The following is a 25,447-nucleotide window of genomic DNA, read 5'->3' on the forward strand; positions in this document are numbered from 1 at the left end:
CGTTAGCGCGCAGGAGCAGTTGCGAAATCAGTTCAGAAACGTTCTCTCAGGATGGGCGTAAGGCATCAGGGATTTAACAGCTGCTGGAATTTAACTTAGGTATAAAATGTGGGCTCTGTCTGAGGTTTTTCGGTCGGACTAGCGTCGGGAGATAAACAGGGCTTTACACCCTGGGCACATCATGGCCTGATTGCGACGGATTTTTGACACCGGTTGAGCTGATTTCAAGCCACAAGCAGGGCAAGCGGCAGTGGCGGTAGAAGCACCGCTGAAGAGTTTCATTGCGTAATCGATAATGGACATAATCATTAACCTTTCAATGAATGAGCCTCACCGTATCACACTTGGTTAAGTTTTAATCCATTTATTTTGGTGCACTGAAATTCAGGAAAGATAGATGTTCGCAGCCACAGGCCCCCTGGGACCGTGAATCCGACAAAATTCAATACGGCTTCCTGGAATGGGTAATTCCGATTCGCGTGAATTAACGGCTGAAATATGAAGCAGAACGTCTTTTCTGCCATCTGAAGGGGTGATGAAACCTTTACCGCTGAGAATGTCAAAACTTTTGACAATTCCTGTCATTTTATGGGACAAGTCAATTCCTTATTGAAAACACGCAAAGACTATACCCTGAAAAAATTATATTGCCACTTTTAATTTTCCTTGCAGGACCTCTGGATGGCTAAAATATAATTTGCTTATTATGACTTCCCGTGCCTTAATGAATCCCATCAGTTCGATGTACAAACGAACGTTAAACATTTTCCGGGCAGTCCTCATTACCAGGCGTTATCGCTGATATCCCCTCTTTTGAGTCCATACGTTTAATACTATACGTTTACTATCAATACTATAATTTGTGACGGGAATCAGTATGACCTCAAGAATTAAAGGCCTTGTAAAATGGTTTAATGAAGACAAAGGTTTTGGCTTCATCTCTCCTCTTGATGGGAGCAAAGATATCTTTGTTCATTTTTCAGCGCTTAACGGAGACAACTTTAAAACCTTATTTGAAGGGCAGAAAGTTGAATTCGCAATACACAGTGGAGACAAAGGTCCTGCTGCGGCAAACGTAATACTTTGCGATAAATAAATCTTTGTGGGTCTGCGACAACGATGAAGGATTATTCCTGAGTAGACAGATCCATAAATTAATTTAGCGAAAGGCAGTTTATTCTTAATATCAGGTCAGCATATTTTTGCACATCGATGAGTGTGCTGACCGATGTGATGAAGTGCAGGTCTGCTGCATGAAAAGTCTAAAAGCAGAAGCTAACTGCTTGTTAAATAATAAAGTGCGTAAGAGGTCAGGCAGCCTCCGAAAGCATCACGTCCTTGATTCTACCCTGTTTTAATTTTCTTTAGCCTTCAAAATTTAAAAAAGAAGAAAATTGCCAGACTTTTGTAAATATCACATAGTCCGCGCAGGTTGATCACAAAAAATTATTTCCTGTATCGAAGAGATTGCCTTATGGAAAAAACCAACAGATGATAAAAGTCCTTGTGTTTTTTAATGCTGAATCCTGTAAGGTCATGACCGTTCTTGAAGGTATATCCTCTATTAAGCAGGAATATCCAAACGGTGAAGAAACTCATCTTCGGATTATGTCAGCAGGTTTTCCTTCTTTGACCGGAGATCATGGTGTTGTTCACGTGGCTTCTGACAGGGAATTGACTTCTCAGGAGATACTTGATGCTGCCAGGAAATATTTATAGCATTTCATTAAGTTCTCTGCTTCACATTTAATTGCGCACGATCACTTACCCTATTCAACAGATACAACTAAAAAAATGAGTAAAAACCCTTTATCGCCTGCTAACTGCAGGCTTTTTTTTATAACACATTCAAAATCTTATAAGCGTTTACCCTGAGAAGTGAAAATGACTCTTTGTGTACTGACAAATTGTCGATATCGCTCTAATCCCCTTCATGCTATCTTGCCTTTTATGGTGAATCCTCCTAAGCGGCGGGGCTAATTAACCTGATGACACTTTTGCTGGAATGTTCATCATGCACGACTGAAGCAGCGAGCCATGGGGGGTTACCCAAAGGCTTACCGGGAGGCACCCGGCATCATATGTATAAGCCCCTGCAGCAATGCGGGGGCTTTTTCACAAATATGACCGGTATAAATTCAGAAAGCCGGTTGATGTGGGATCAGTACGGCTGACCTATATTAATAATTGTGCTCACCGTATCACCAAAGAATGTCAGTCGACTCAGGATAATACCTGAAAGTGCAATGATAACCGTTGCAATGGAAACTGACGCTTTCTGGCGCTGACAGGACAAGACGAGTGTTAGCGCGAAACAGATTAAGCCGGACCAGAAAAAAGGAGATGAGCTCCATTGTTCTGCGGTCATACGTGCAATCGTTCCACCGCTGCGCCAGATAACCGGTGCGATAACCATGGCCAGAATCAGTAACACCAGCCCCTGGCGTAAGGGAGAAAGTGCCGGAGACTTATCCAGCAACGGGAGCATTGCCGCCCCCATTACCCATGCCGTTAACAGGTAGAGAATCATCGGCAGCCCGTTATTGATGGCGATCATTGCGGGTGCTGCATATGTCAGTCCCTGCACTGCAATCAGAATGATCCCCATCACTGCCGCTGCAATCACGGTCACGACTTTTCCATCGGTGAACAGTGCCAGCGCAATCGTGACGGCAAAAAGGCTTGCTGCCAGAATTTCCCTGCTAAGCCATGAATGTCTTAAGTTAATAAAAGCATTATAGCCATGGAACGGATCGGCCAGATGGAAGGTTGCTCCAATCAGGGATATGCCCAGAACCACGCCCGTGATAAACCATGACCTGCGCTGCGGTATATCACGGTTATAAATGCGCCGCCAGGCAAGAAACAGGGCCATTCCGACAGACGTCTGGCTCAGCGATGTAAAGAAAACCAGTGGTAACTCATAGTGTTCCATGATTATTCTCCAGCCTGATGCGGTGTGCGGGGCATAATGAAGCGGGTCCCGGGGTTCAGGGATGGCATAACAGGGTATCCGGGGGGATACTGTATGGCATTTCCGGGGGCACCCTGTCCATCCAGATCTATCATGGTTAATGCACCGACAGGGCAAGCATCAATGCAGGCTGTTTGTAAACCTGCATCTAACCGTTCATAACACATACTGCATTTTTCAGCCTTATGAGTGACTTCGTTAAATCTGGGGGCACCATAAGGACAACTGCGCAGGCAGTTTTTACAGCCTATACAGCGAGCAGGGTCATGTACGACGATACCATCTTCGCGCAGGGTATAGGCCTCAACCGGGCATGCATCCAGACAGGCGGGATGCTCGCAGTGGTTACATGCCAGTGAGTAGAAAGCCCTTTCTTCGTGCGGATAGATGGAATTCCCCAGCGGGTAGACATAGCGCCAGAAAAGATCAGGCTCCAGTTGATTAAAACTTTTACAGGCCATGGCACAGCCACGGCACCCGATACATTTTTCACTATCGACCAGGAATGCACGTCTCATGCTTTTGCTCCTTGTATCGATTTATCCTGTGCTGGCATTTTTGTTAACTCTATATCAGCAAACTGACAATGGATGGCGGAACCCGGTGAACCGGTTTTCATTTGCCCCATGTCTGATGAGGTATCATCGACCACATTCTGAACGTTAAAACTCTTTTTCGGGAACCAGGCCTCATACATCACCAGCATATCTTTCGGTACGTTCGTAGTGAGTCTGGCCCTGACAGTCACATCACCAATGCCATTAAAGACACGAACCCAGTCCAGTTCCTTGATACCCTTGCGTTGTGCCGCTGCGGGATGGAGGTAAACAAATGGTTCCGGGTAAAACACCTTCATCCAGTCCAGATTAATGAACTGTGAATGGATGCCAAATAATGCATGCGGAGTAAAAAGCTGGAATGGATGGGTCTTCGCCCTGCCCGGTTTATATTCAGGTAAGCGTGAGTGGCCGTTCTCCTGACTCAGCGTCGAAGCAAATTCGTATTTACCGGATGGTGTTTTGAACTTGAAGTCGTGCCAGGCCGCAGGATGTGGCAGTTTAGCTTTGACAGGGCCATTGAGCAGCTCTTCCCAGGATGAGATGCCAAACAGTTTGTAGATCCCTTCGTTAAATTCTTTCGCCACCCATTCTTTACCGTCAATCTCCTGCGGGAATGTACAGGAGCCAGGAGACAAGCGATTCATGGTTCGGGAGAGTGCCGCCGCTATCTCAATATCCGATTTCGACTCATACATTGGTTTAATCGCCGGCTGGTTAATGGTTAACCAGTAATGCCAGTACGATACCGAGACATTCCACTCCTCCATTTGGGTTGTGGCAGGTAAAACAATATCGGCCTGCTCCACGGTTTTATTGAAAAAATGGTCCACGCACACCACCATCTCCAGCTTTTTGAAAGCCTTGAGCATTTTATTATGATCAAAATCCTGTGATAGCGGGTTCTTACACGCCACCCACAACATACGAATGGGCGGATCATTCGTGTCCAGTATGGCCTGCGCGGTTTTGTTTATATTCACACTGCGGTCGGTATAACTGGCTTCCGTTTTTGCCGCAAAATCAAACTCCCCTTTTGGTCCTTTTTGTCCGGTAAACCCAACCGATCCCTCAGGTTGTTTTTGCAGCATGGCGTGATAATTGAATCCCCAGGTATAAAGGTGACCATAACGTGCGCCTCCCCCTTCCAGACCGATATTCCCCGTCATGGCGACCAGCGCATCAATGGCACGCACATTTGCGCCACCATTGATATGGCGTTGCATACCGTAACCGATCCAGATAGTCGCTGGTTTTACTGCAGCAAAATCTTCTGCAAGCTGACGAATGGTGTCGGCAGGAAGGCCGCACTGCTCCGCTGCCCACTCCAGGGTGATGTTTTCCTCTAAATACTGTGCAAAATCAGAAAAACCGACGGCATACTGGGTAGTAAAGTCTTTATCCACCAGACCGTTGTCTAATAAGTGGCGAGCCATACCCAGCGCCAGCGCGCCATCGGAGGCTGGTTTTATCCGTAAGTACAAATCGGCTTTGGCTGCTGTCTGCGTCAGGAGGGGATCAATGACAACCACTCTGGCGCCACGCTCGCGCGCCTGATAGATGTATTTCATGCTGTGCATGGAACACCAGGCAGGGTTAGCGCCCCAGATAATGATGTACCGGGACTTGACCATATCTTCGGGATCGTTACACCACATATCCCCCATGTCATAGCTCTGGGCATCAATTCCTGCAGGCCAGCAGGGAGTGCCGACAAAACGGGTGGTGTAACCCAGCGAGGACATCATGCCTTCAACACCGTAATTAAGAATGCCCAAATTACCTGAATATTTCGTGAGGCCCAGTCCCAGAAGCGAGCCATCTTTCTTTTTAATCTCCAGAATTTTGCTGGCAATGCGTTCCATTGCGTCTTCCCAGGAGATGCGACGCCATTTACCGGAACCCCGGCCATCCTGAATCATCGGGTATTTAATCCGGTCAGGACTGTAGACCCGGCGGGGATAGGTCAAACCTTTTATACAGGGTTGACCATGCGTGAAAGTCGACTCTTTTGCTCCGTCAATATAGTGGATGACACCGTCCTTAACGTGAGTTCTCAGGCTGCAGGTGTCATAGCAATTGCGGGGACAGGAATTTCGATAAAGGGTGTAGTTATCAGGATTGTAAGGTATCGGGGGCTGTGCTGCAGCCCGGCGAGGGGTCAACAGCCCGCCTGGCAGGCTGGTAGCAACGCCTGCGATGGCAAGATTTTTGATAAAGCGCCGCCTGGCGGGGGAATCAGGTGTGTCAGTCATGGAGAATTCTCCGCTGTAAATCGAAAAACCAAAGCGAAAGTACGTCAGCAACTGAGTCAATCAGCGGCGTTGATACATGGGCTTTGATACGGGTAATAAAGTCCGGCAACCATTTACTCAGGTGCTGATGCGTCAGCCAGTTTAGTACTTCTCTCTGTTCTGGCGTCAGTTCAGGTAACGATACCAGTAGCAAACAGGCCTCAATTTCATAACTAATTGAATCATCAGGAAATTGATTTTCCAGTGAAACTTCGAAACCCAGTTCGTGATAACACTTGCGTATTTCGAGCGTACTTTTTCCCATCACTTGCGGCTCTGTATGCAGATATACGGAAGCATAAGGCGGAGCCAGCAAAGCCATGGGACCTACAAATAGACGGTTAAAATCGTATTCGACTTCAAGCCAGTCCCCGGAGGAAGGGATCGCGGGTAACCCCGGCTGGCGCAGGCATAAATCCTGGAGTCTGTTACTGATTTCAGCCAGTGAGCCTGATTGCGGGAAAGCAAAAAAGTCGCGGAGACAGATCCCTGTTGCTATCCATTCTTCACGAGAGAAGGACACGGTTAAGGCCAATAAAGAGGGAGGAAGTGTTTCACCCTGCTCTTCCCTGTCTGAAGAAAAAAACATATGAAATATCCTATATGCTTAAGAATAATCTCACTGTAAAACTACCGGCAGAGGATGTTTTTTGATCATGGATACGTTTTTATTGTTTTTTTGAGGCCGGGAGGATAAATCGTCACACAGTGTGCTGACGCTCACGATTAAAGCGTGGAGCAGGTCGCGATGAGTTCAGCAGATCATCTGTAGCCGCTCATTTGGTCACCGCATCACTCAATATAGCGATATGTATCAGGCAGGGTGCGCCTATGCGGAGCGTGCGGCGGAGAAACTCCAGGCTGGAAGAAAACGTTGCTGCGTAATAAGCGTTTTTATACGCACCAGCCCACATGACGAAAATAAAACCTTCTATAACCCGCAGGCCAGCGGCCGGCTGACTATTCCCACGAGGCACCGTCTGGTTTGCCGGTCAGGGCATTCAAAAAAGCTGGGCCATGAAGCGAGAGATGCTATCGCCGGGTTATACAACACGCTACGTTGATTTACCGATCGTCAAATAAAAACGCTGTCGATATATTTATACAGGCGTTCTTTCAATCTATTTATTTAAGATCAAAAAGAGATAAATATTATTCTTATTAAGAGACAAAAATCATTCTCTTTGTATTATTAAACAGGTTTCCCGATCTGAAAATAACATTCACTACGTAATGGAGCTACTGAGATGAGAGTTGTCGTATTTCAAGGACAATATGGTATTTTTAAACGCGAAGGTTTAGACCTTTCTATGCCAGCGGTACAAAGTTGTTTGGGGTTGTATGCATTATCCGATCAGCACGATTATTTGCTATGCGCGCATTTTGATACGGCTCTGGCGCTACAACAGAACCTGGAAGATATTCAATGCGCGCTGGAGCGGAAAGGGATCAGTATGAAAAGCCTGCACTGTATGGTTTTTGGTGGCGACGGAAAGCAGAGCTACCTGCGCTGTTCTTCACCCAGTAGCGATATTGGCAATACCATTGTTAATTTTATAAAAGCCCGGGGCGGCACCGCTGAATATTCAGCCCAGTATTATTCCGGTGTGATTCCCCAAACGTTTAACTTTTACTACAAACGACGTTACGGGATCACTGAAGGCCGAAACGCCAGAGATTTTATGGGCGGTCATCAGCAGGCCGAAAATATCGCCAGACAGCGGATAAAACTCAGGCCGTCGGAGTATTCGCCAGCGCAGGCAAAAATGACGGATATTAGTCACTTATATTAAACAGCGGGTTCCATGCAGAAACCCGCCAATGAAAGGCAACACGAAAATCACGCCAGACCATCAGCGGCTGCGTTTGGCGTGGCGCTCCCAGTTTTCCTGCTTTGCCTGCTCCGACTTACGCAACGCCACGTAGCAAGCACCGTTGCCACCATGATGCGGCAGCGCCGCACAAAAGGCCTGAACATCATCAAACTCGGTCAGCCAGCGCGCCAGATAACTGCGCACAATATTCGGATGCGAGCCATCTTCCCGCCCTTTGCCGTGAATGATGAGCACATTACGCAGACCATCAAGCCGCGCCTGGTGCATAAAGCGGAACAGCATCTGGCGGCATTGCTCAACCGGCTGGCGTAGCAGATTAAGGCTTGCCTGCTGGCTGTATTTCCCCTGCCGCAGCTTATCCAGCACGCCGTTCTGCAACCCTTCGCGTTTAAACTCCAGTGGCGTACCAAGAGGGATAATGTCAAGAAAACCGGTGGTGAGAAAATTATCGAGCTGCAGGGTATCGATACGCTGCTGCGCGCGAGGATTAGGTGTTCGCTGCCAGTGTACATCTGCACAGCGCTTCAGGGGCTGAACGTCCTCCATGGCGTCAAGAAAAAGCGATTTGTCGTCAGGGTTCATCAGGCACTCCTCCATCAACTTCTGCTCATGTACTATAACGGGCGTACCCCGCCCCTACAATGGCTCTCGAGGATTTACCTTAAGTCGGACAAACAGTTAATGTTCTCGCCTGTTTAATTGCAGCCAAAAACCATAATAAATTTGTGAGTACAAATTTAACTTAACTAAAATTATTATCGCACTGGCGACCTGAATTTTAGTTAAATTATCGTGAAATCAATCACCATTTCTTACTGGAAATATTTACGCGCATCGCTATAACTATATTTACCGCACACGGAGGACACTGCAGGAAATAACGAAAGGAAGCGTCATTGTGTGTACTGTAGAGCCTGACGGATGTCGGCAGGCTCTATTTTTTTATCAGCGGGAATAGATAATATATGATCTATTAGATAACGACACATTGTCTGTTTATTATTCTGTTCCTCGCCTTGACATAGTGGAATAAACGTACTTTTGGGGTATGGTGGCACAGCAAGTCGTCTGCTAGGATTGGCGAACTTTGCCGCGGTTAAGGACGCCAGATGTTAACGTTACTTGAGGACAAAATATCCACCCCGCTTGGCCCGCTATGGATAGTGTGCGACGAAAGTTTTCATCTGCGCGCCGTGGAGTGGGAAGAGCACAGCGATCGTATGAATAAGCTACTGGATATTCATTATCGCAGTGAAGGCTATCAACGCATCGCCGCAACAGATCCTGGCGGATTGAGCCAGAAACTGCAGGACTACTTTGATGGCGATCTGGCTGTTATCGACACCCTCCCCACAGCGACCGCTGGCACCCCTTTTCAGCGTGAAGTATGGCAAGCGCTGCGCACGATCCCGTGTGGCCAGGTGGTGCATTATGGCCAATTGGCAAAAACGCTGGGACGCGCAACGGCGGCGCGGGCTGTGGGAGCCGCCAATGGTTCAAACCCGGTCAGTATTGTCGTACCCTGTCACCGCGTCATCGGCAGCAATGGCACCCTGACCGGCTATGCGGGCGGCGTACAGCGCAAAGAGTGGCTGTTACGCCATGAAGGCTACCTGCTATTGTGAGAAAAAGCGCATAAAAAGGCTTTTTATCAGGACGTATTGCGATAAAAACCTTAACGAAGTGAAGGAATTTCAACGAGATGATGTAGATTCATTTCGTTGAGGCTCGCCCGCCTGTTTTAATAATCGTGAATTGACGTTTTACCAGACTTACGTGCTCAAGAAAAAGATGTTAAAATTGACAAATATCAATTACGGCTTGAGCAGACCTATGATCCCGGAAAAGCGAATTATACGACGCATTCAGTCAGGCGGATGTGCAATCCATTGCCAGGATTGCAGCATTAGCCAGCTTTGTATCCCTTTTACTCTCAATGAGCACGAGCTGGATCAGCTCGACAACATTATTGAGCGTAAAAAGCCCATCCAGAAAGGTCAGACGCTGTTTAAAGCAGGGGATGAACTGAAATCGCTGTACGCTATTCGTTCCGGTACGATTAAGAGCTACACCATTACCGAACAGGGCGACGAGCAGATCACCGGGTTTCATCTGGCGGGCGATCTGGTCGGCTTCGACGCGATTGGTACCGCTCATCATCCCAGCTTCGCACAGGCGCTGGAAACCTCGATGGTCTGCGAAATCCCGTTTGAGACGCTGGACGATCTCTCCGGCAAAATGCCGAACCTGCGTCAGCAGATGATGCGTCTGATGAGCGGCGAGATCAAAGGCGATCAGGATATGATCCTGCTGCTGTCGAAGAAAAATGCCGAAGAGCGTCTGGCGGCGTTTATCTACAATCTCTCACGTCGTTTTGCCCAGCGTGGCTTCTCACCGCGCGAATTCCGTCTGACCATGACCCGTGGCGATATTGGTAACTATCTGGGGCTGACGGTAGAAACCATTAGCCGCCTGCTCGGTCGTTTCCAGAAGAGCGGAATGCTGGCGGTGAAAGGTAAATATATCACCATTGAAAACAGCGATATGCTGGCGCAGCTGGCTGGCCATACGCGCAACGTCGCCTGAGTTTTTTCTCCTGCCTTCAGACCTTTTGCCGGACTGTGTAATTTTCGTGATTTATTGATCTGGCAAAAGGTTTTCCCTGTTTCATTCAGTGCTTATAGGTTATCTTTTATTTACAGACTGTGGTGACAGATGTAAGGAGACCCTGTATGGCTAAGTATCAAAACATGTTGGTCGCCATCGATCCTAACCAGGACGATCAACCAGCATTACGACGTGCTGTGTATTTGCATCAACGGATTGGTGGCCGCATTAAAGCCTTTTTGCCAATCTATGATTTCTCTTACGAAATGACCACCCTTCTGTCCCCCGATGAACGCACCGCTATGCGGCAAGGCGTTATCAGCCAGCGTACCGCGTGGATCCGCGAGCAGGCGAAATTTTACATCGATGCGGGCGTGCCGATTGAGATCAAAGTGGTCTGGCATAATCGTCCCTTCGAGGCCATCATCCAGGAAGTGATTTCCGGCGGTCATGATTTATTGCTGAAAATGACCCACCAGCACGATCGGCTGGAATCAGTCATTTTCACCCCAACGGACTGGCATTTGTTGCGCAAATGCCCTTGCCCGGTATGGATGGTCAAAGATCAGCCCTGGCCGGAAGGTGGCCGCGCCGTGGTGGCGGTCAATCTCGCCAGTGAAGAGCTGTACCACAATTCGCTGAACGAAAAACTGGTCAAAGAGACGTTGCATTTGGCCGAACAGGTCAACCATACCGAAGTGCATCTTGTCGGCGCTTATCCTGTTACGCCAATCAATATCGCCATCGAACTGCCGGAATTCGATCCCAGCGTGTACAACGACGCTATTCGTGGTCAGCATCTGCTGGCAATGAAAGCGCTGCGGCAGAAATTCGGTATTGATGAAAAATTGACACATGTAGAGAAAGGGTTACCGGAAGAGGTGATCCCGGATCTGGCCGAGCACTTACAGGCCGGGATTGTAGTGCTGGGTACCATCGGGCGAACCGGGATTTCTGCGGCATTCCTCGGTAATACGGCCGAACAGGTAATCGATCATCTGCGCTGCGACCTGTTGGTCATCAAACCGGATGATTATCAAAGCCCGATCGAACTGGACGACGAAGACGATTAAATAAAAACCCCGCCATGAAGTGAACCCCATTTGTTGGAGTATCCAGCTTTCGGGGTTCACTTCAGCAAAGCGGATTTTTTATACTGCCGGTTCACCGCGCTGCTCAGCCGCCGGGTTTTCTACCGCCAGCCCACCTTTTACTACCACGCACGGCAGCGCCAGCGCGATCCCCTCTTCTGCCAGCTTTTCCATAATACGGATATTAATTTCCTGCTGAATATCCATGTACTTGTTGTAATCCGCCGTGTTGACGATATGCACGACTTCAACATTCAGCCTGTCGGCAGCGAATCCCTGAAAATGTGCGCGGTCAAACTTCGTTTCACCCACGTCGGTAATGATGGCCCGCACCATTTCACTCACTTTCCGCAATTTGTCTGGCGGCGTACTGACGGCCAGACCGAAGGTGAAAACGATACGCCGCGTCTGCATGCGCTTATAGTTATGCAGCGTTTGTTGCAGCAAAATCGCATTGCCGCAGACGATTTGCTCGCCGCTCAGGCTGCGGATACGCGTGGTTTTAAGACCAATATGCTCAATGGTGCCGGCAACATCGTTAAACACCACGAAATCGCCAATTTCGAAGGGCTTATCGAAGCCAATGGAGAGCGAGGCAAAGACATCGCTGAGGATGGTCTGCACAGCCAGTGCAATCGCAATACCGCCCACACCAAGGCTGGCAACCAGCGCGGTGATATTGACGCCCGCGTTTGCCAGAATCGACAACAGCATGATGGTCCATAGCATCATGCGCAGCAACAGACCGGCAATCACCATAGTCACCGGATTTCGGCTTGCACCAGGCGTATACATCAAATGACGCATCCACGACACCACGCCCTGATCAAGCCAGATGGCAATCTGAATCGCCAGCACTAAAAACCAGGCGTGTCCGAGGGTATTAAACAGGCGGTCGGGAAGATCGATGAAACGCAGACTGAAAAGTAATGCAGCAATAAAGAGCAGGAATTGACTGGTACGGCTGAGCATATCGACCAGCACATGCTGCATTTTGCCAACGCCACGCTGTTTCTCGCTCCAGTTATGCGCCCCTTTCATCACCATCTTCAGTAAGCGCGTAAACAGCCAGTAGACCACCAGCGTGACCACTACCACTGTCGCCAGACCTGCCCAGAATGCGGGCGACATCAATAAGGATATAAAGTCAAAATGAGGCAAAAACGTCATCCTTCCTCCACATAAAAACATGAAGAAAGAAGTATAGTCGCTCTGCTCATGCTGGTTACGGGCAAAAAAATACCGCTCCAAAGAGCGGTATGTATAAGCGGTATAACTTACAGCGCTTTGAGGATAGCATCGACGCTGGCTTTGGCATCGCCAAACAGCATCTGCGTATTCTCTTTGAAGAACAGCGGGTTCTGTACGCCAGCATAGCCGGTGTTCATCGAACGTTTGAAGACAATCACGTTCTGCGCTTTCCACACTTCCAGCACCGGCATCCCGGCGATGGGGCTCTTCGGATCGTCCTGAGCCGCCGGGTTAACGGTATCGTTCGCGCCGATCACCAGCACCGTATCGGTATCGGCGAAATCATCGTTGATCTCATCCATTTCCAGCACGATGTCGTACGGCACTTTCGCTTCCGCCAGCAGCACGTTCATATGGCCCGGCAGGCGACCGGCGACCGGGTGAATACCAAAGCGCACTTTCACGCCGCGCGCGCGTAGTTTTTCGGTGATTTCCGCCACCGGATACTGCGCCTGCGCCACCGCCATACCATAGCCCGGGGTGATGATTACCGAGTGCGAATTTTTCAGCAGCTCGGCAGTCTCTTCCGCGTTAATTTCGCGGTGCTCGCCCACTTCTTCATCGCCGCCGGATGAAGAACCGTCGGTACCAAAACCACCGGCAATCACGCTGATAAAGGAGCGGTTCATCGCCTTACACATAATGTAAGAGAGGATCGCACCCGACGAACCGACCAGCGCACCGGTCACGATCAGCAGGTCGTTGCTGAGCATAAAGCCCGCCGCCGCTGCAGCCCAACCGGAGTAGGAGTTCAGCATGGAAACCACCACCGGCATATCCGCGCCGCCGATGGACGCCACCAGATGCCAGCCGAACACCAGCGCGATGATAGTCATCAGCAGCAGTGCCAGAACTTGCAGGCCGACGCTGTCGGTACGGACAAACACCAGCAGCAGAACAAAAGAGACAACCAGCGCAGCAAGGTTCATTTTGTGACGATGCGGCAGCATCAGCGGTTTAGAAGAGATCTTGCCGCGCAGCTTGCCGAACGCCACGATGGAACCGGTAAAGGTCACCGCACCAATAAAGATACCGAGGAACACTTCGGTCAGGTGAATATTTACCAGCACCGGTTCCAGGCCCGCATCGTGATACAGGTAGCTGTTAAAGCCGACCAGCACCGCCGCCAGACCAACGAAGCTGTGCAGCACCGCGACCAGTTCCGGCATCTCAGTCATTTCTACTTTCTTCGCCAGGCGAATACCGATCGCGCCGCCGATGATCATGGCCACCAGAATCCAGGCAACGTTGCCGGTATCCGGGCCAAAGATGGTGGCGATCAGCGCAATCGCCATCCCGGCGATACCGAAGTTATTGCCCTGCTGGGAGGTTTCGTGCTTAGAAAGCCCCGCCAGGCTGAAAATAAACAGGATCGCGGCAACAATGTATGCAGCAGTAACTAATCCTCCAGACATATGTTACCCCTTAGTTCTTCCGGAACATTTTCAGCATGCGCTGAGTGACGGTGAAACCACCAAAAATATTAATGCTGGCAATCAGTACCGCAATAAAGCTTAAGAAGCTGACCCAGCCGCCATGGCCGATCTGCAACAGCGCGCCGACGACAATAATGCCGGAAATCGCGTTGGTTACCGACATTAGCGGCGTATGCAGCGCGTGCGACACGTTCCACACCACGTAATAACCCACCACGCAAGAAAGCGCGAAGACGGTAAAGTGGCCAAGGAACTCTTTCGGCGCGACATCCGCCAGCCAGCCAAACAGAATGATCGCCAGCGCCATCAGCGCATATTTACGCCACGGCGAGGCCGGTTTGGCCTCTTCTTTCGGCGCAGCTGTCGCTTTTGGGGCTGCCTGCGGCTGCGCCGAAACCTGAATCGGCGGGGCCGGCCAGGTGATTTCGCCGTCGCGAACCACGGTCACACCGCGCACCACGACATCATCAAAGTTAACCACTACGTTGCCGTCTTTTTCCACGCACAGCAGTTTCAGCAGGTTAACCAGGTTGGTGCCGTAAAGCTGGGAAGACTGCGTCGGCAAGCGGCCTGGCAAATCGGTATAACCAATCACTTTTACGCCGTTGGCCGTAGTGCTGATTTCATTCGGCACGGTGTATTCGCAGTTACCGCCGTTTTGCGCCGCCAGATCGACGATCACGCTGCCCGGCTTCATGGAATCGACCATTTCACGGGTAATCAGCTTCGGTGCTGGTTTACCAGGGATAAGCGCAGTGGTGACGATGATATCGACATCTTTCGCCTGCGCGGCAAACAGTTCCATCTCCGCCTTGATAAAGGCTTCGGACATCACTTTTGCATAGCCGTCGCCGCTGCCGGCATCCTCTTCGAAATCGAGTTCGAGGAATTCGGCGCCCATACTTTGCACCTGCTCCTTCACTTCCGGACGGGTGTCGAACGCACGGACAATCGCGCCAAGGCTATTTGCGGCGCCGATGGCGGCCAGACCGGCCACACCCGCGCCGATAACCATCACTTTTGCTGGCGGAACTTTCCCTGCCGCAGTGATCTGCCCGGTAAAGAAGCGGCCAAACTCATGCGCGGCTTCAACAATGGCACGGTAACCCGCGATATTCGCCATTGAGCTGAGCGCATCCAGCGACTGCGCGCGCGAAATACGCGGTACGGAATCCATCGCCATCACGGTCACGTTGCGCGCCGCCAGCTTCTCCATCAGCGCAGGGTTCTGCGCAGGCCAGATAAAGCTGACCAGCGTCGTGCCAGGATTGAGCAGAGCGATCTCTTCATCGTCCGGCGCGTTCACTTTCAGGATCACGTCGGAATGCCAGACGTTGCTGCTATCGACTATCGTTGCCCCTGCCAGAGTAAACGCATCGTCATCAAAACTTGCCAGCTTGCCCGCGCCGCTTTCAACCGCAACGCTGAAACCCAATTTAAGCAATTGCTCGACCGTTTTCGGTGTCGCCGCAACGCGGGTTTCATTGGCCAACCGTTCTTTAGGTACACCAATACGCATAGTTTTCCCTTCCATCGGATTTAGATGATGGTTTGTCAGTCGTCCCGGAGGCGTTTTACCTCTGTTTTCACAAAAGCCCCGGAAAATAAAACAGTAACAAACTTTCTATAACCTACTGAAAATAACGCCTGTGATCCACAGCCGAAAAAGAGAAATTGTGCTTTTATCCGCGAATATGAATGGTAGAGGGATTCTGGCAGGGTTATTTTCCTTAAATTCGCTATAACAGGCCGATATTCCGCTCAAGCGAAGCGGCAAAACACGATTAATCTCCAGCGAAGAGTCGTCATTTAACAATGTATTAACGTTAAAAGTTGTATGCTATATCGCTTTTGCTGGTCAAGCGTCTGTTTTTTCAACATATCACTAAAGGTTATCGTTATTTGCCTCCTCACCGCACACTCAGTGAAAAATGACGCAGACAGTAGCGCTGTTTAAATGCAATAATCACCGACGTTTTCCCAACAACAACACCAGTTTATGGTTTGCGCAAGGCGAAGGACTATTTTTATGAAGCTTAAGTACACCCTCCTGGCGTCAGCTCTTTTATCTGCCACAGTGATGACAGCGAACGCAGCCACGGAGTTAACACCGGAGCAAGCAGCGGCAGTAAAACCCTACGATCGTGTCGTCATTACCGGTCGATTTAATGCCATTGGCGATGCCGTCGATGCGGCATCCAAACGCGCAGATAAAGAAGGCGCCGCAGCATTTTATGTTGTAGATACCTCTGATGCGGGCAACAGCGGCAACCAACGCGTCACCGCCGATCTCTATAAAGCCGACGCACCAAAAGCAGAACGTCCGGCCTTCCGCGTGATCAACGGCGTAACAGAATTACCGAAAGATGTCGCCATCGCGCTTGAGCCGTACGATACCGTCACCGTTCAGGGCTTCTATCGCACGCAACCTGAAGTTAACGACGCCATCACCAAAGCCGCCAGCGAAAAAGGCGCCGCGTCTTTCTATATCGTTCGCCAGGTCGATGCGAACCAGGGCGGCAACCAGATGATTACCGCTTTCATCTATAAAGCCGACGCCAAAAAACGCGTTATTCAGAGCGCCGATGCTATTCCACGTGATTCCGAAGCGGGCCGCGCTGCGCTGGCTAAAGGTGGTGAAGAAGCGAAGAAAGTGGAGATCCCGGGCGTTGCCAGCGATGCAACTCCAGGCGTGGGTATTGGCCGTTTCTTCGAAACGCAATCCACTTCCGGCGGGCGTTACAGTGTCACACTGCCTGACGGCACCAAAGTCGAAGAGCTGAACAAAATCACGGCTGCGCAGATGGTACCGTTCGACAGCATCAAGTTTACCGGCAACTACGGCAACATGACGGAAATCTCCTATCAGGTTGCTAAACGCGCCGCGCAGAAAGGCGCGAAGTATTACCACATCACGCGCCAGTGGTCAGAAAGCGGCAACAACATGACCATCAGCGCCGATCTCTACAAGTAAGCGCATTCCTGAATCAGGCGGCTACGGCCGCCTTTTTTTCGCTTTTTTCCCGCTTTTTCGCAAAATTGTCACCGACAGCATTGCATGCCCTCACGACACTCCGTAAAATCCCGCGCCTCAGTGATATCCACCATATTTATGCGCCACGGCAAAATAATTATTCTGGATTAGCCGTATTTGTTGACAGGATAACAATGGAAAAAAAACTAGGCCTTAGCGCTTTAACTGCGCTGGTTTTGAGCTCCATGCTCGGCGCTGGCGTATTTAGCCTGCCGCAGAATATGGCGGAAGTCGCCAGTCCGGCGGCATTGATCATCGGCTGGGTGATCACCGGCGCGGGAATACTGCTGCTCGCTTTTGCGATGCTGATTTTGACCCGAATCCGCCCGGATCTGGATGGCGGTATTTTTACCTATGCCCGCGAAGGGTTCGGCGAGCTGATCGGCTTCTGCTCGGCCTGGGGATACTGGCTGTGTGCGGTTATTGCTAACGTCTCTTATCTGGTGATTGTCTTTTCTGCGCTGAGTTTCTTTACCGATACTCCCGCGTTGCGTCTGTTTGGCGATGGCAATACCTGGCAATCGATCGTCGGCGCGTCTGCGTTGCTGTGGATTGTTCACGCGCTGGTCCTGCGTGGCGTGCAGACGGCGGCAAGCATTAATCTCGCTGCCACGCTGGCGAAACTGGTGCCGCTTGGATTGTTTGTCGTACTGGCGGCGCTGGCGTTTAACCTCGACAAGTTCCGTCTGGACTTCAGCGGCATCGCACTCGGCGTTCCCGTGTGGGAACAGGTGAAAAACACCATGCTGATCACGCTGTGGGTGTTTATCGGTGTGGAAGGCGCCGTGGTCGTGTCAGCCAGAGCGCGGAATAAACAGGATGTCGGTCGCGCCACCCTTCTGGCGGTGCTGGCGGCGCTTACGGTCTACCTGCTGGTCACCCTGCTTTCGCTCGGTGTGGTTCCACGTCCCGAACTGGCAGAAATGCGTAACCCGTCAATGGCCGGGTTAATGGTCAGGCTGCTCGGTAGTTGGGGTGAAGTGGTGATTGCCGCCGGATTGATTATCTCCGTGTGCGGCGCGTATCTGAGCTGGACCATTATGGCCGCCGAAGTTCCGCTGCTGGCGGCGACACATAAAGCCTTTCCACGCATTTTTGCGCACCAGAATAAAAACAGCGCGCCAGCCGCCTCGCTGTGGCTGACCAACAGTAGCGTGCAGATCTGTCTGGTGCTGATCTGGCTTACCGGCTCGGATTACAACACACTGCTGACCATTGCTTCAGAGATGATTCTGGTGCCCTACTTCCTCGTCGGCGCGTTCCTGCTGAAAATGGCCCGTCGCCCGCTGCATCAGGCTGTCGCCATTGGCGCCTGTCTGTACGGACTGTGGTTACTGTACGCCTCCGGGCCAATGCACCTGCTGCTCTCCGTGGTGCTTTACGCGCCAGGCCTGCTGGTCTTTATGTATGCCCGCCACACGCACGAAATGACCGACGCGCTGAAACAGCGGGAAAAAGCACTGATCGGCCTGCTACTGATTGCTGCTGTTCCGGCAACCTGGATGCTGGTGCGTTAATGGGTGCGGCTCCAGACAAAAATTAGCAGCCAGGCGCTGAGGCACCAGCACACTACTGCGCAGCCCAGCGCCGGCCAGACGCGCATCATACCGGTGAAATACCACAGTGACAGCAGATAGACGAAATAGGGAATGATCGCCCACATACCGAACACGATGGTAGTGCGCAACGCTTCCACACCGCGCTCGGTCGCGACGATATAGTGGGCGATCAACGCAAAAGTCGGGAACAGTGGGATCAGCCCGGCAATATAGTAATTTTTTGTTTTTGCTAATACGCCGATCAACAGCACCACCAGCGCGCCCAGCGCGGCTTTAAAAAACAACCCCATAATTTTCCCTTTAATACTTTAACAACAACGACCTACAGCATAACTGAGCGCATATCGTTTAGAAAAGAGTAATGGCAGCTTACCGCAAGGCGGTGTATGTTTACGTTTTTATCGATAACACTGGCATATGAATAAGATCGTTTTTGTGGAAGACGACCCGGAAGTCGGCGCACTGATTGCGGCTTATCTGGGCAAACACGATATGGATGTCATTGTCGAACCCCGCGGCGATCGCGCCGAAGAGGTGATCGCCCGTGAAAAACCGGAGCTGGTGCTGCTGGATATTATGCTGCCGGGTAAAGACGGTATGACGCTGTGCCGCGACCTGCGAAGCCAGTGGAATGGCCCGATTGTACTGCTCACCTCGCTCGACAGTGATATGAACCATATTTTGTCGCTGGAGATGGGCGCAAACGACTACATCCTCAAAACCACGCCACCTGCGGTGCTGCTGGCCCGGCTGCGGTTGCATTTGCGACAGCGTACTGGCGTCGCGGCGGAACCTGCATCCCCGTCGCTGAAACAGCATAAAGCCATCAGTTTCGGCACATTGTCGATCGATCCGGTTAACCGCCAGGTACTGCTGGCAGGCGAGCAGGTTTCGCTCTCGACGGCGGATTTTGAGCTGCTGTGGGAACTGGCAACCCACGCCGGACAAATCATGGACCGGGACGCACTGTTGAAAAACCTGCGCGGCGTCAGTTATGACGGCATGGATCGCAGCGTCGATGTGGCAATCTCCCGACTGCGGAAAAAGCTGCTCGACAGCGCCACCGAACCTTATCGCATCAAAACCGTCCGTAACAAAGGCTACCTGTTCGCGCCGCACGCGTGGGACAACTGAAGCTCTTAACCAGGTGTCACGATGAAAAAACTGTTCGTCCAGTTTTACCTTTTGCTGTTCGTCTGTTTTCTGGTCATGACGATGCTGGTGGGTCTGGTTTATAAATTTACCGCCGAGCGCGCGGGACGTCAGTCGCTGGACGACCTGATGAAAAGCTCCCTCTACTTAATGCGCAGCGAACTGCGAGAGATCCCGCCGCATCAATGGGCCAAAACGCTGAAAGAGCTGGATCTGAATTTGTCGTTCAATCTGCGCATTGAACCGATGAATAAATTCACGCTTGAGGAACACGCAGCCCAACGGCTGCGCGAAGGCGATATTGTGGCGCTGGATTCTGAATACACCTTTATTCAGCGCATTCCACGCAGCCATTACGTGCTGGCTGTCGGCCCGGTGCCCTATCTCTTTTTCCTGCATGAGATGCGTCTGCTGGATATGTCGTTGATGGCGCTGATTGCCATCTCACTCGCTTTTCCGGTGTTTATCTGGATGCGCCCGCACTGGCAGGAGATGCTGCGGCTGGAATCTGCCGCGCAACGTTTTGGTGAAGGCCATCTTGAAGAACGTATTCATTTCGACAGTAACTCCAGCTTTGAGCGGCTCGGCATCGCCTTTAACCAGATGGCCGATAACATCAATGCGCTGATCGCCAGTAAAAAACAGTTGATTGACGGTATCGCCCACGAGCTGCGCACGCCGCTGGTCAGGCTGCGTTACCGGCTGGAGATGAGCGATAACCTGAGCGAAACCGAACGCGCGGCGCTGAACCGTGATATCGGGCAACTGGAAGCATTAATTGAAGAACTGCTGACCTATGCCCGGCTCGATCGCCCGCAAACTGAGCTAAAACTCACTACCCCGGATCTGCCCGCCTGGTTTCACAGCTATATGGATGATGCCCGCAGCATGAACCCGCAACACACCTTGTTGCTGACCGCCACACCGGGCGAAGAGTATGGTGCGCTCGATATGCGCCTGATGGAGCGCGTGCTGGATAACCTGGTAAACAATGCATTGCGTTACAGCCAGCAAACCGTGAGGGTCACCTTACAGCGCCAGGGCTCGCAGGCCAGCATGACCGTGGAAGATGATGGTCCAGGCATTGCGCCCGAAGAGCGCCAGCGTGTGTTCGAGCCTTTTGTCCGCCTCGATCCCAGCCGCGATCGCGCAACCGGCGGCTGCGGCCTGGGGCTGGCCATTGTGCATTCAATAGCCCTGGCATTCGGCGGCGAAGTCAGTTGCTCACAAAGCGAGTTGGGTGGCGCGCAATTTACTTTTAGCTGGCCCATCTACCACCACATTTCACTGCCCTCCTGAACCATAGCGGTACAGTAGCCGGATGCGTGCACCTGTGCTATAAATTAAAAAGTATGTTGTAACTAATGGAGAAACCAGGATGGCAGCGCTGGATCTTATCGAACGTCTTAACACCACTTTTCGGCAGCTTGAACATGAACTCGGCGCATTGAAAGCGGCGCTGGCGGAGTGCCGTCTGATGGCCGGGCGCGTCTTTACCTTGCCGGAAATTGCCAAAGGTGCGGAGCACGATCCCCTGCCTGCTATTCACGTCAAACAACATATTGGCCGCCGCGCGGCAGAGCTGGCGCTCAACCATTACACGCATCTGTTCATTCAGCAGCAGTCGGAAAACCGCAGCAGCAAAGCAGCGGTGCGGCTGCCGGGCGTACTGTGTTATCAAACCAATGAGGCGACTCGTCAGGCGCTGGAACAGCGCATCAGCGCGATCAATTCGCTGAAACTGGCCTTTGAACGGATTGTTACCGTGGAATCCGGGCTGGTGCCCGCAGCCCGTTTTGAGTGGGTACATCGTCATTTACCAGGTCTGATCACCCTCAATGCCTACCGCACGCTGACGTTGATTCATTCTCCCGCCACCATTCGTTTCGGCTGGGCCAATAAACACATCATCAAAAACCTCACGCGCGATGAGGTGCTGGCACAACTGGAGAAAAGCCTGAAATCACCGCGCGCTGTTTCCGCCTTCACGCGGGAGCAGTGGCTGGCGAAAGTCGAACAGGAGTACAACGATGTTGCCGCACTACCCAAACAGGCGCGGCTGAAAATTAAACGTCCGGTGAAGGTACAGCCGATTGCGCGCATCTGGTATTCCGGTTCACAAAAGCAGGTGCAGTACGCCTGCCCGACACCAATGATTGTGCTGATCTCAGAGGAAAATGGCGGGATGGTGCCGGATATTGGCGAACTGCTGGATTACAACGCCGACAATATACAGCACCGTTTCAAACCGCAGCCGCAGCCGCTAACGCTGTTGATCCCGCGGCTGCACCTCTATCTGGCGGGTTAGGCCTGTTTCATGCTGCCGACCATCGACTCCGGGCGTACCCAACTGTCAAACTCGGCCTCGGTCAGATAGCCGAGCGCCAGCGCCGAGGCTTTCAGCGTCAGCCCCTCTTTATGGGCTTTTTTGGCAATTTCCGCCGCTTTGTCGTACCCGATATGCGTATTCAGCGCCGTCACCAGCATTAACGACTCATTGAGCAACTGGTCGATACGCACACGATTGGGCTCAATGCCCACCGCGCAATGCTCGTTGAAACTCTCCATTCCGTCCGTCAGTAAACGCACCGATTGCAGGAAATTATGGATAACCAGCGGGCGGAACACATTCAGCTCGAAGTTGCCGGATGCGCCGCCAATATTGACCGCCACATCGTTGCCCAGCACCTGGCTGCACAACATGGTCATCGCTTCGCACTGCGTCGGGTTAACTTTGCCTGGCATGATCGAGCTACCCGGCTCGTTTTCCGGAATGGCGATTTCGCCGATGCCGCAGCGCGGGCCGGAAGCCAACCAGCGCACATCGTTGGCGATTTTCATCAGCGATGCCGCCAGCCCTTTTAACGCGCCGTGAGCCTGCACCAGCGCATCACAAGTGGCCAGCGCCTCGAATTTATTGGGCGCAGTGACAAACGGTTGTTGCGTGAAACTCGCCAGCTCTTTCGCCACACGCTCTGCATATTCCGGGTGCGTATTCAGCCCCGTGCCTACGGCAGTGCCGCCCAGCGCCAGCTCGCTTAAGTGCGGCAAACTTAATTCGATATGCTTCAGGTTGTGTTCCAGCATCGCGACCCAACCGGAGATCTCCTGGCCAAGCGTCAGCGGCGTTGCATCCTGTAAGTGAGTTCGGCCGATTTTCACAATGTCAGCGAAAGCGCGGGACTTCTCCGCAAGCGTGTTTTTCAGCACCAGCAATTGCGGCAGCAGATGTTCGCGCACGCCAATCACCGCCGCAACATGCATCGCGGTAGGAAAAACGTCGTTGGAGCTCTGGCTTTTGTTTACGTCGTCGTTGGGATGAATTTTGCGATCCATACCGCGCACGCCGCCGAGGATCTCGCTGCCGCGATTCGCCAGCACCTCGTTCATGTTCATGTTGCTCTGCGTGCCGGAGCCGGTCTGCCAGATGGCGAGCGGAAACTCATCGGGATGTTTCCCCGCCAGCACTTCATCTGCCGCCGCGATAATCGCGCGGGCCTTCTCTTCAGGCAACAGCCCCAGATCCTGGTTCACCTTCGCCGCTGCACGCTTGGTCAGCGCCAGCGCGTGGATCAGCGAGACCGGCATCTTCTCGGTGGAAATGCGGAAATGCTCCAGCGACCGCTGGGTTTGCGCGCCCCAAAGTTTATCGGCCGGAACATCGATGGCGCCCATCGAATCTTTCTCACTGCGATGCGTTGTCATTACTTTCTCCTTGGCTACAAAGTGGTGTTGAGTGCTGACATTGCTCACCTGCAAACAAGTAAAAGTATTGATGCTATTTATGATGTTGTTTACTGCTTTGTGCTGAATCAGGTCTGTCGGAGAGCGGCAGCCCCGAAAAAAACCGCCCCCAGGGGCGGTCTGAATCATTTCACACAGCGGGCGCACTGGCCGGACTGGATCTGCTGGAAGAAGTCATTGCCTTTGTCATCAACAAGGATAAAGGCCGGGAAATCTTCCACTTCAATCTTCCAGATGGCTTCCATTCCCAGTTCCGGATAAGCCACGCACTCCAGATGCTTGATGCTGTTCTGCGCGAGGATAGCCGCCGGGCCGCCAATGCTGCCAAGGTAAAAACCGCCATGTTTATGGCAGGCATCCGTCACCTGCTGGCTACGGTTGCCTTTCGCCAGCATGATCATGCTGCCGCCCTGCGACTGCAACTGATCGACGTAGGAATCCATCCGTCCTGCGGTGGTTGGGCCGAGGGAACCAGAAGCATAACCTTCCGGCGTTTTCGCCGGGCCAGCGTAATAAATCGGGTGATTTTTCACGTACTCCGGCAGATGCTCGCCGCTGTCCATCAGCTCTTTCAGTTTCGCATGCGCAATATCGCGAGCGACAATGATCGTACCGCTGAGCGACAGACGCGTGGAGACCGGGTACTGCGACAACTGCGCCAGGATCTCTTTCATCGGACGGTTGAGATCCACTTTCACCGCCTCGCCTTCACCCGCCTGGCGCAGCGCTTCGGGAATGTATTTACCGGGATTCTGCTCCAGCCGCTCCAGCCAGATCCCTTCACGGTTGATCTTGCCTTTGATGTTACGATCGGCCGAACAGGAAACGCCCATCCCCACCGGACAGGATGCGCCGTGGCGCGGCAGACGGATCACGCGAATATCATGGGCAAAGTACTTGCCGCCAAACTGCGCGCCCAGACCGAGATTCTGCGCTTCCACCAGCAGTTCCTGCTCAAGTTGCACATCGCGGAATGCCTGGCCGTGCTCATTACCTTCCGTCGGCAACGCGTCGTAATATTTGGTTGATGCCAGTTTGACCGTTTTCAGCGTCGCTTCCGCCGATGTACCGCCAATCACGAACGCAATGTGATAAGGCGGACACGCGGCCGTACCCAGGGTGCGCATCTTCTCAACAAGGTAATTTTTCAGCTTCGCCGGGGTGATCAGCGCTTTGGTTTCCTGGTAGAGATAAGTTTTGTTGGCCGAACCGCCGCCCTTGGCAATACACAGGAACTTATATTCATCGCCGTCCACGCTGTAGAGATCGATCTGCGCTGGCAGGTTAGTGCCGGTGTTGACCTCTTTGTACATATCCAGCGGCGCATTCTGCGAGTAGCGCAGGTTATCGTTGATAAAGGTGTTATAGACGCCACGGGCCAGCGCGGCTTCATCGCCGCCGCCGGTCCATACGTTCTGCCCTTTTTTACCCATGATGATCGCCGTGCCGGTATCCTGGCAGGTTGGCAGAACGCCGCGCGAGGCGATCTCGGAGTTGCGCAGGAATTGCAGCGCGACATATTTATCGTTTTCGCTGGCTTCGGGATCGTCGAGGATATCAGCAACCTGCTGCTGGTGCGCCGGGCGCAGTAAAAATGCAGCATCGTGGAAGGCATGTTGCGCCAGTAGCGTCAGTGCCTGCGGGTCAACTTTGAGGATTTGCTGGCCGTCAAACTCGGCAACAGAAACATAGTCACGGCTTAGCAGATAGTATTCGGTCTCGTCCTTTCCGAGTGGGAAAGGATCCTGATAGTAAAAGGGTTTATTCGACATTGTTCTCTCACTTACGGCACGATCTGGTTATTGTTCAGGCAGCCATTCCCTCTGCCTGTGTTAAAGCGAGTTACCATATCCTACACAATTTTTTAACAAAAACTGAGACTAATACGACTTTTTATCCCCGCAGGTTACTTC

General features: G+C 51.9%; 24 protein-coding genes and 1 pseudogene. 12 read left to right on the forward strand and 13 right to left on the reverse strand.

Annotated features, from left to right (window positions below; all coding sequences use genetic code 11):
* Positions 1-138: 138 nt before the first annotated feature.
* Positions 139-309, reverse strand: a complete 171-nt coding sequence (locus tag DK872_RS27435; RefSeq protein ID WP_370520818.1) for a YnfU family zinc-binding protein — start codon at positions 307-309, stop codon at positions 139-141.
* A gap of 75 nt (positions 310-384) precedes the next feature.
* The gene (gene cspF / locus DK872_RS00125) at positions 385-597 is read right to left on the reverse strand and encodes a cold shock-like protein CspF (protein ID WP_071532062.1); all 213 of its coding nucleotides are present in this window, start codon (positions 595-597) and stop codon (positions 385-387) included.
* Between the two features lie 280 nt (positions 598-877).
* On the opposite strand from cspF, the gene DK872_RS00130 reads away from it, so the two are divergent.
* Complete coding sequence (locus DK872_RS00130) at positions 878-1,096, forward strand: cold shock domain-containing protein (RefSeq protein WP_007374827.1); 219 nt, start codon at positions 878-880, stop codon at positions 1,094-1,096.
* 395 nt (positions 1,097-1,491) lie between these two features.
* A complete protein-coding gene (locus DK872_RS00135; RefSeq protein WP_035890158.1) occupies positions 1,492-1,719 on the forward strand; it encodes a hypothetical protein in 228 nt (75 codons plus the stop codon).
* A gap of 442 nt (positions 1,720-2,161) precedes the next feature.
* On the opposite strand, the gene DK872_RS00140 is transcribed toward DK872_RS00135, so the two are convergent.
* Genes DK872_RS00140 through DK872_RS00155 form a run of 4 tightly spaced genes read right to left on the reverse strand, consistent with a single transcriptional unit; the run spans position 2,162 to position 6,414 of the window.
* Positions 2,162-2,935: a DmsC/YnfH family molybdoenzyme membrane anchor subunit gene (locus tag DK872_RS00140; RefSeq protein ID WP_079518000.1), complete on the reverse strand. Its 774-nt coding sequence runs from the start codon at positions 2,933-2,935 to the stop codon at positions 2,162-2,164.
* Positions 2,936-2,937: 2 nt separating this feature from the next.
* Positions 2,938-3,492: a 4Fe-4S dicluster domain-containing protein gene (locus tag DK872_RS00145; protein WP_035890156.1), complete on the reverse strand. Its 555-nt coding sequence runs from the start codon at positions 3,490-3,492 to the stop codon at positions 2,938-2,940.
* A complete protein-coding gene (locus DK872_RS00150) occupies positions 3,489-5,786 on the reverse strand; it encodes a molybdopterin-dependent oxidoreductase (protein ID WP_161517845.1) in 2,298 nt (765 codons plus the stop codon). Before DK872_RS00150 ends, DK872_RS00145 begins: the two co-directional genes overlap by 4 nt.
* Positions 5,779-6,414, reverse strand: coding sequence for a molecular chaperone (locus DK872_RS00155; RefSeq protein WP_202625899.1), 636 nt, complete (start codon positions 6,412-6,414; stop codon positions 5,779-5,781). Before DK872_RS00155 ends, DK872_RS00150 begins: the two co-directional genes overlap by 8 nt.
* 166 nt (positions 6,415-6,580) lie before the next feature.
* Here DK872_RS00155 and DK872_RS00160 point away from each other — a divergent pair.
* Positions 6,581-6,908: pseudogene (locus DK872_RS00160) on the forward strand (DUF4113 domain-containing protein); the annotation flags it as partial.
* Positions 6,909-7,072: 164 nt separating this feature from the next.
* A complete protein-coding gene (locus tag DK872_RS00165) occupies positions 7,073-7,618 on the forward strand; it encodes a hypothetical protein (RefSeq protein ID WP_161517846.1) in 546 nt (181 codons plus the stop codon).
* A 60-nt stretch (positions 7,619-7,678) separates the two neighbouring features.
* Here DK872_RS00165 and smrA read toward each other — a convergent pair whose 3' ends face one another.
* Entirely contained in the window at positions 7,679-8,242 is a 564-nt protein-coding gene (smrA, locus tag DK872_RS00170) for a DNA endonuclease SmrA (RefSeq protein WP_007374821.1), read from the reverse strand.
* Positions 8,243-8,769: 527 nt separating this feature from the next.
* Here smrA and ogt point away from each other — a divergent pair.
* The 3 genes from ogt to uspE all read left to right on the forward strand — a co-directional run bounded on the left by ogt (position 8,770) and on the right by uspE (position 11,340).
* Positions 8,770-9,285: a methylated-DNA--[protein]-cysteine S-methyltransferase gene (ogt, locus tag DK872_RS00175; protein ID WP_007374820.1), complete on the forward strand. Its 516-nt coding sequence runs from the start codon at positions 8,770-8,772 to the stop codon at positions 9,283-9,285.
* A 208-nt stretch (positions 9,286-9,493) separates the two neighbouring features.
* A complete protein-coding gene (gene fnr, locus DK872_RS00180; RefSeq protein ID WP_007374819.1) occupies positions 9,494-10,246 on the forward strand; it encodes a fumarate/nitrate reduction transcriptional regulator Fnr in 753 nt (250 codons plus the stop codon).
* Positions 10,247-10,392: 146 nt separating this feature from the next.
* On the forward strand, positions 10,393-11,340 hold the full coding sequence (gene uspE, locus DK872_RS00185; RefSeq protein WP_007374818.1) for a universal stress protein UspE: 948 nt from the start codon (positions 10,393-10,395) through the stop codon (positions 11,338-11,340).
* Between the two features lie 78 nt (positions 11,341-11,418).
* Here uspE and DK872_RS00190 read toward each other — a convergent pair whose 3' ends face one another.
* The 3 genes from DK872_RS00190 to pntA form a co-directional block, all read right to left on the reverse strand.
* Positions 11,419-12,528, reverse strand: coding sequence for a mechanosensitive ion channel family protein (locus DK872_RS00190; RefSeq protein WP_071920710.1), 1,110 nt, complete (start codon positions 12,526-12,528; stop codon positions 11,419-11,421).
* Positions 12,529-12,635: 107 nt separating this feature from the next.
* Positions 12,636-14,024, reverse strand: a complete 1,389-nt coding sequence (gene pntB / locus DK872_RS00195; protein ID WP_007374816.1) for a Re/Si-specific NAD(P)(+) transhydrogenase subunit beta — start codon at positions 14,022-14,024, stop codon at positions 12,636-12,638.
* Between the two features lie 10 nt (positions 14,025-14,034).
* Complete coding sequence (gene pntA / locus DK872_RS00200) at positions 14,035-15,564, reverse strand: Re/Si-specific NAD(P)(+) transhydrogenase subunit alpha (RefSeq protein ID WP_161517847.1); 1,530 nt, start codon at positions 15,562-15,564, stop codon at positions 14,035-14,037.
* A gap of 510 nt (positions 15,565-16,074) precedes the next feature.
* Here pntA and ydgH point away from each other — a divergent pair.
* Positions 16,075-17,019, forward strand: a complete 945-nt coding sequence (gene ydgH, locus DK872_RS00205; protein ID WP_035889269.1) for a DUF1471 family protein YdgH — start codon at positions 16,075-16,077, stop codon at positions 17,017-17,019.
* Positions 17,020-17,213: 194 nt separating this feature from the next.
* Positions 17,214-18,596 carry an amino acid permease gene (locus tag DK872_RS00210; protein WP_161517848.1) on the forward strand — a complete coding sequence of 461 codons (1,383 nt, stop codon included), beginning with the start codon at positions 17,214-17,216 and terminating at the stop codon, positions 18,594-18,596.
* Here the strand turns inward: DK872_RS00210 and DK872_RS00215 are convergent.
* Positions 18,593-18,928: a GlpM family protein gene (locus DK872_RS00215; RefSeq protein WP_007374812.1), complete on the reverse strand. Its 336-nt coding sequence runs from the start codon at positions 18,926-18,928 to the stop codon at positions 18,593-18,595. The genes DK872_RS00210 and DK872_RS00215 overlap by 4 nt on opposite strands.
* Positions 18,929-19,055: 127 nt before the next feature.
* On the opposite strand from DK872_RS00215, the gene rstA reads away from it, so the two are divergent.
* The 3 genes from rstA to tus all read left to right on the forward strand — a co-directional run bounded on the left by rstA (position 19,056) and on the right by tus (position 22,098).
* The gene (rstA, locus tag DK872_RS00220) at positions 19,056-19,772 is read left to right on the forward strand and encodes a two-component system response regulator RstA (protein WP_035889265.1); all 717 of its coding nucleotides are present in this window, start codon (positions 19,056-19,058) and stop codon (positions 19,770-19,772) included.
* Between the two features lie 21 nt (positions 19,773-19,793).
* Positions 19,794-21,089 (forward strand): two-component system sensor histidine kinase RstB, encoded by a 1,296-nt coding sequence (gene rstB / locus DK872_RS00225; RefSeq protein WP_071920709.1) that lies wholly within the window; start codon positions 19,794-19,796, stop codon positions 21,087-21,089.
* Between the two features lie 79 nt (positions 21,090-21,168).
* Positions 21,169-22,098 carry a DNA replication terminus site-binding protein gene (gene tus, locus DK872_RS00230; RefSeq protein WP_161517849.1) on the forward strand — a complete coding sequence of 310 codons (930 nt, stop codon included), beginning with the start codon at positions 21,169-21,171 and terminating at the stop codon, positions 22,096-22,098.
* On the opposite strand, the gene fumC is transcribed toward tus, so the two are convergent.
* Entirely contained in the window at positions 22,095-23,495 is a 1,401-nt protein-coding gene (fumC, locus tag DK872_RS00235) for a class II fumarate hydratase (RefSeq protein ID WP_007374808.1), read from the reverse strand. The genes tus and fumC overlap by 4 nt on opposite strands.
* Before the next feature lie 164 nt (positions 23,496-23,659).
* Positions 23,660-25,306: a class I fumarate hydratase FumA gene (fumA, locus tag DK872_RS00240; RefSeq protein WP_007374807.1), complete on the reverse strand. Its 1,647-nt coding sequence runs from the start codon at positions 25,304-25,306 to the stop codon at positions 23,660-23,662.
* Positions 25,307-25,447 lie beyond the last annotated feature (141 nt).

It is taken from the genome of Kosakonia sp. MH5 (assembly GCF_009935945.1).
Classification (GTDB): Bacteria; Pseudomonadota; Gammaproteobacteria; order Enterobacterales; family Enterobacteriaceae; genus Kosakonia; species Kosakonia radicincitans.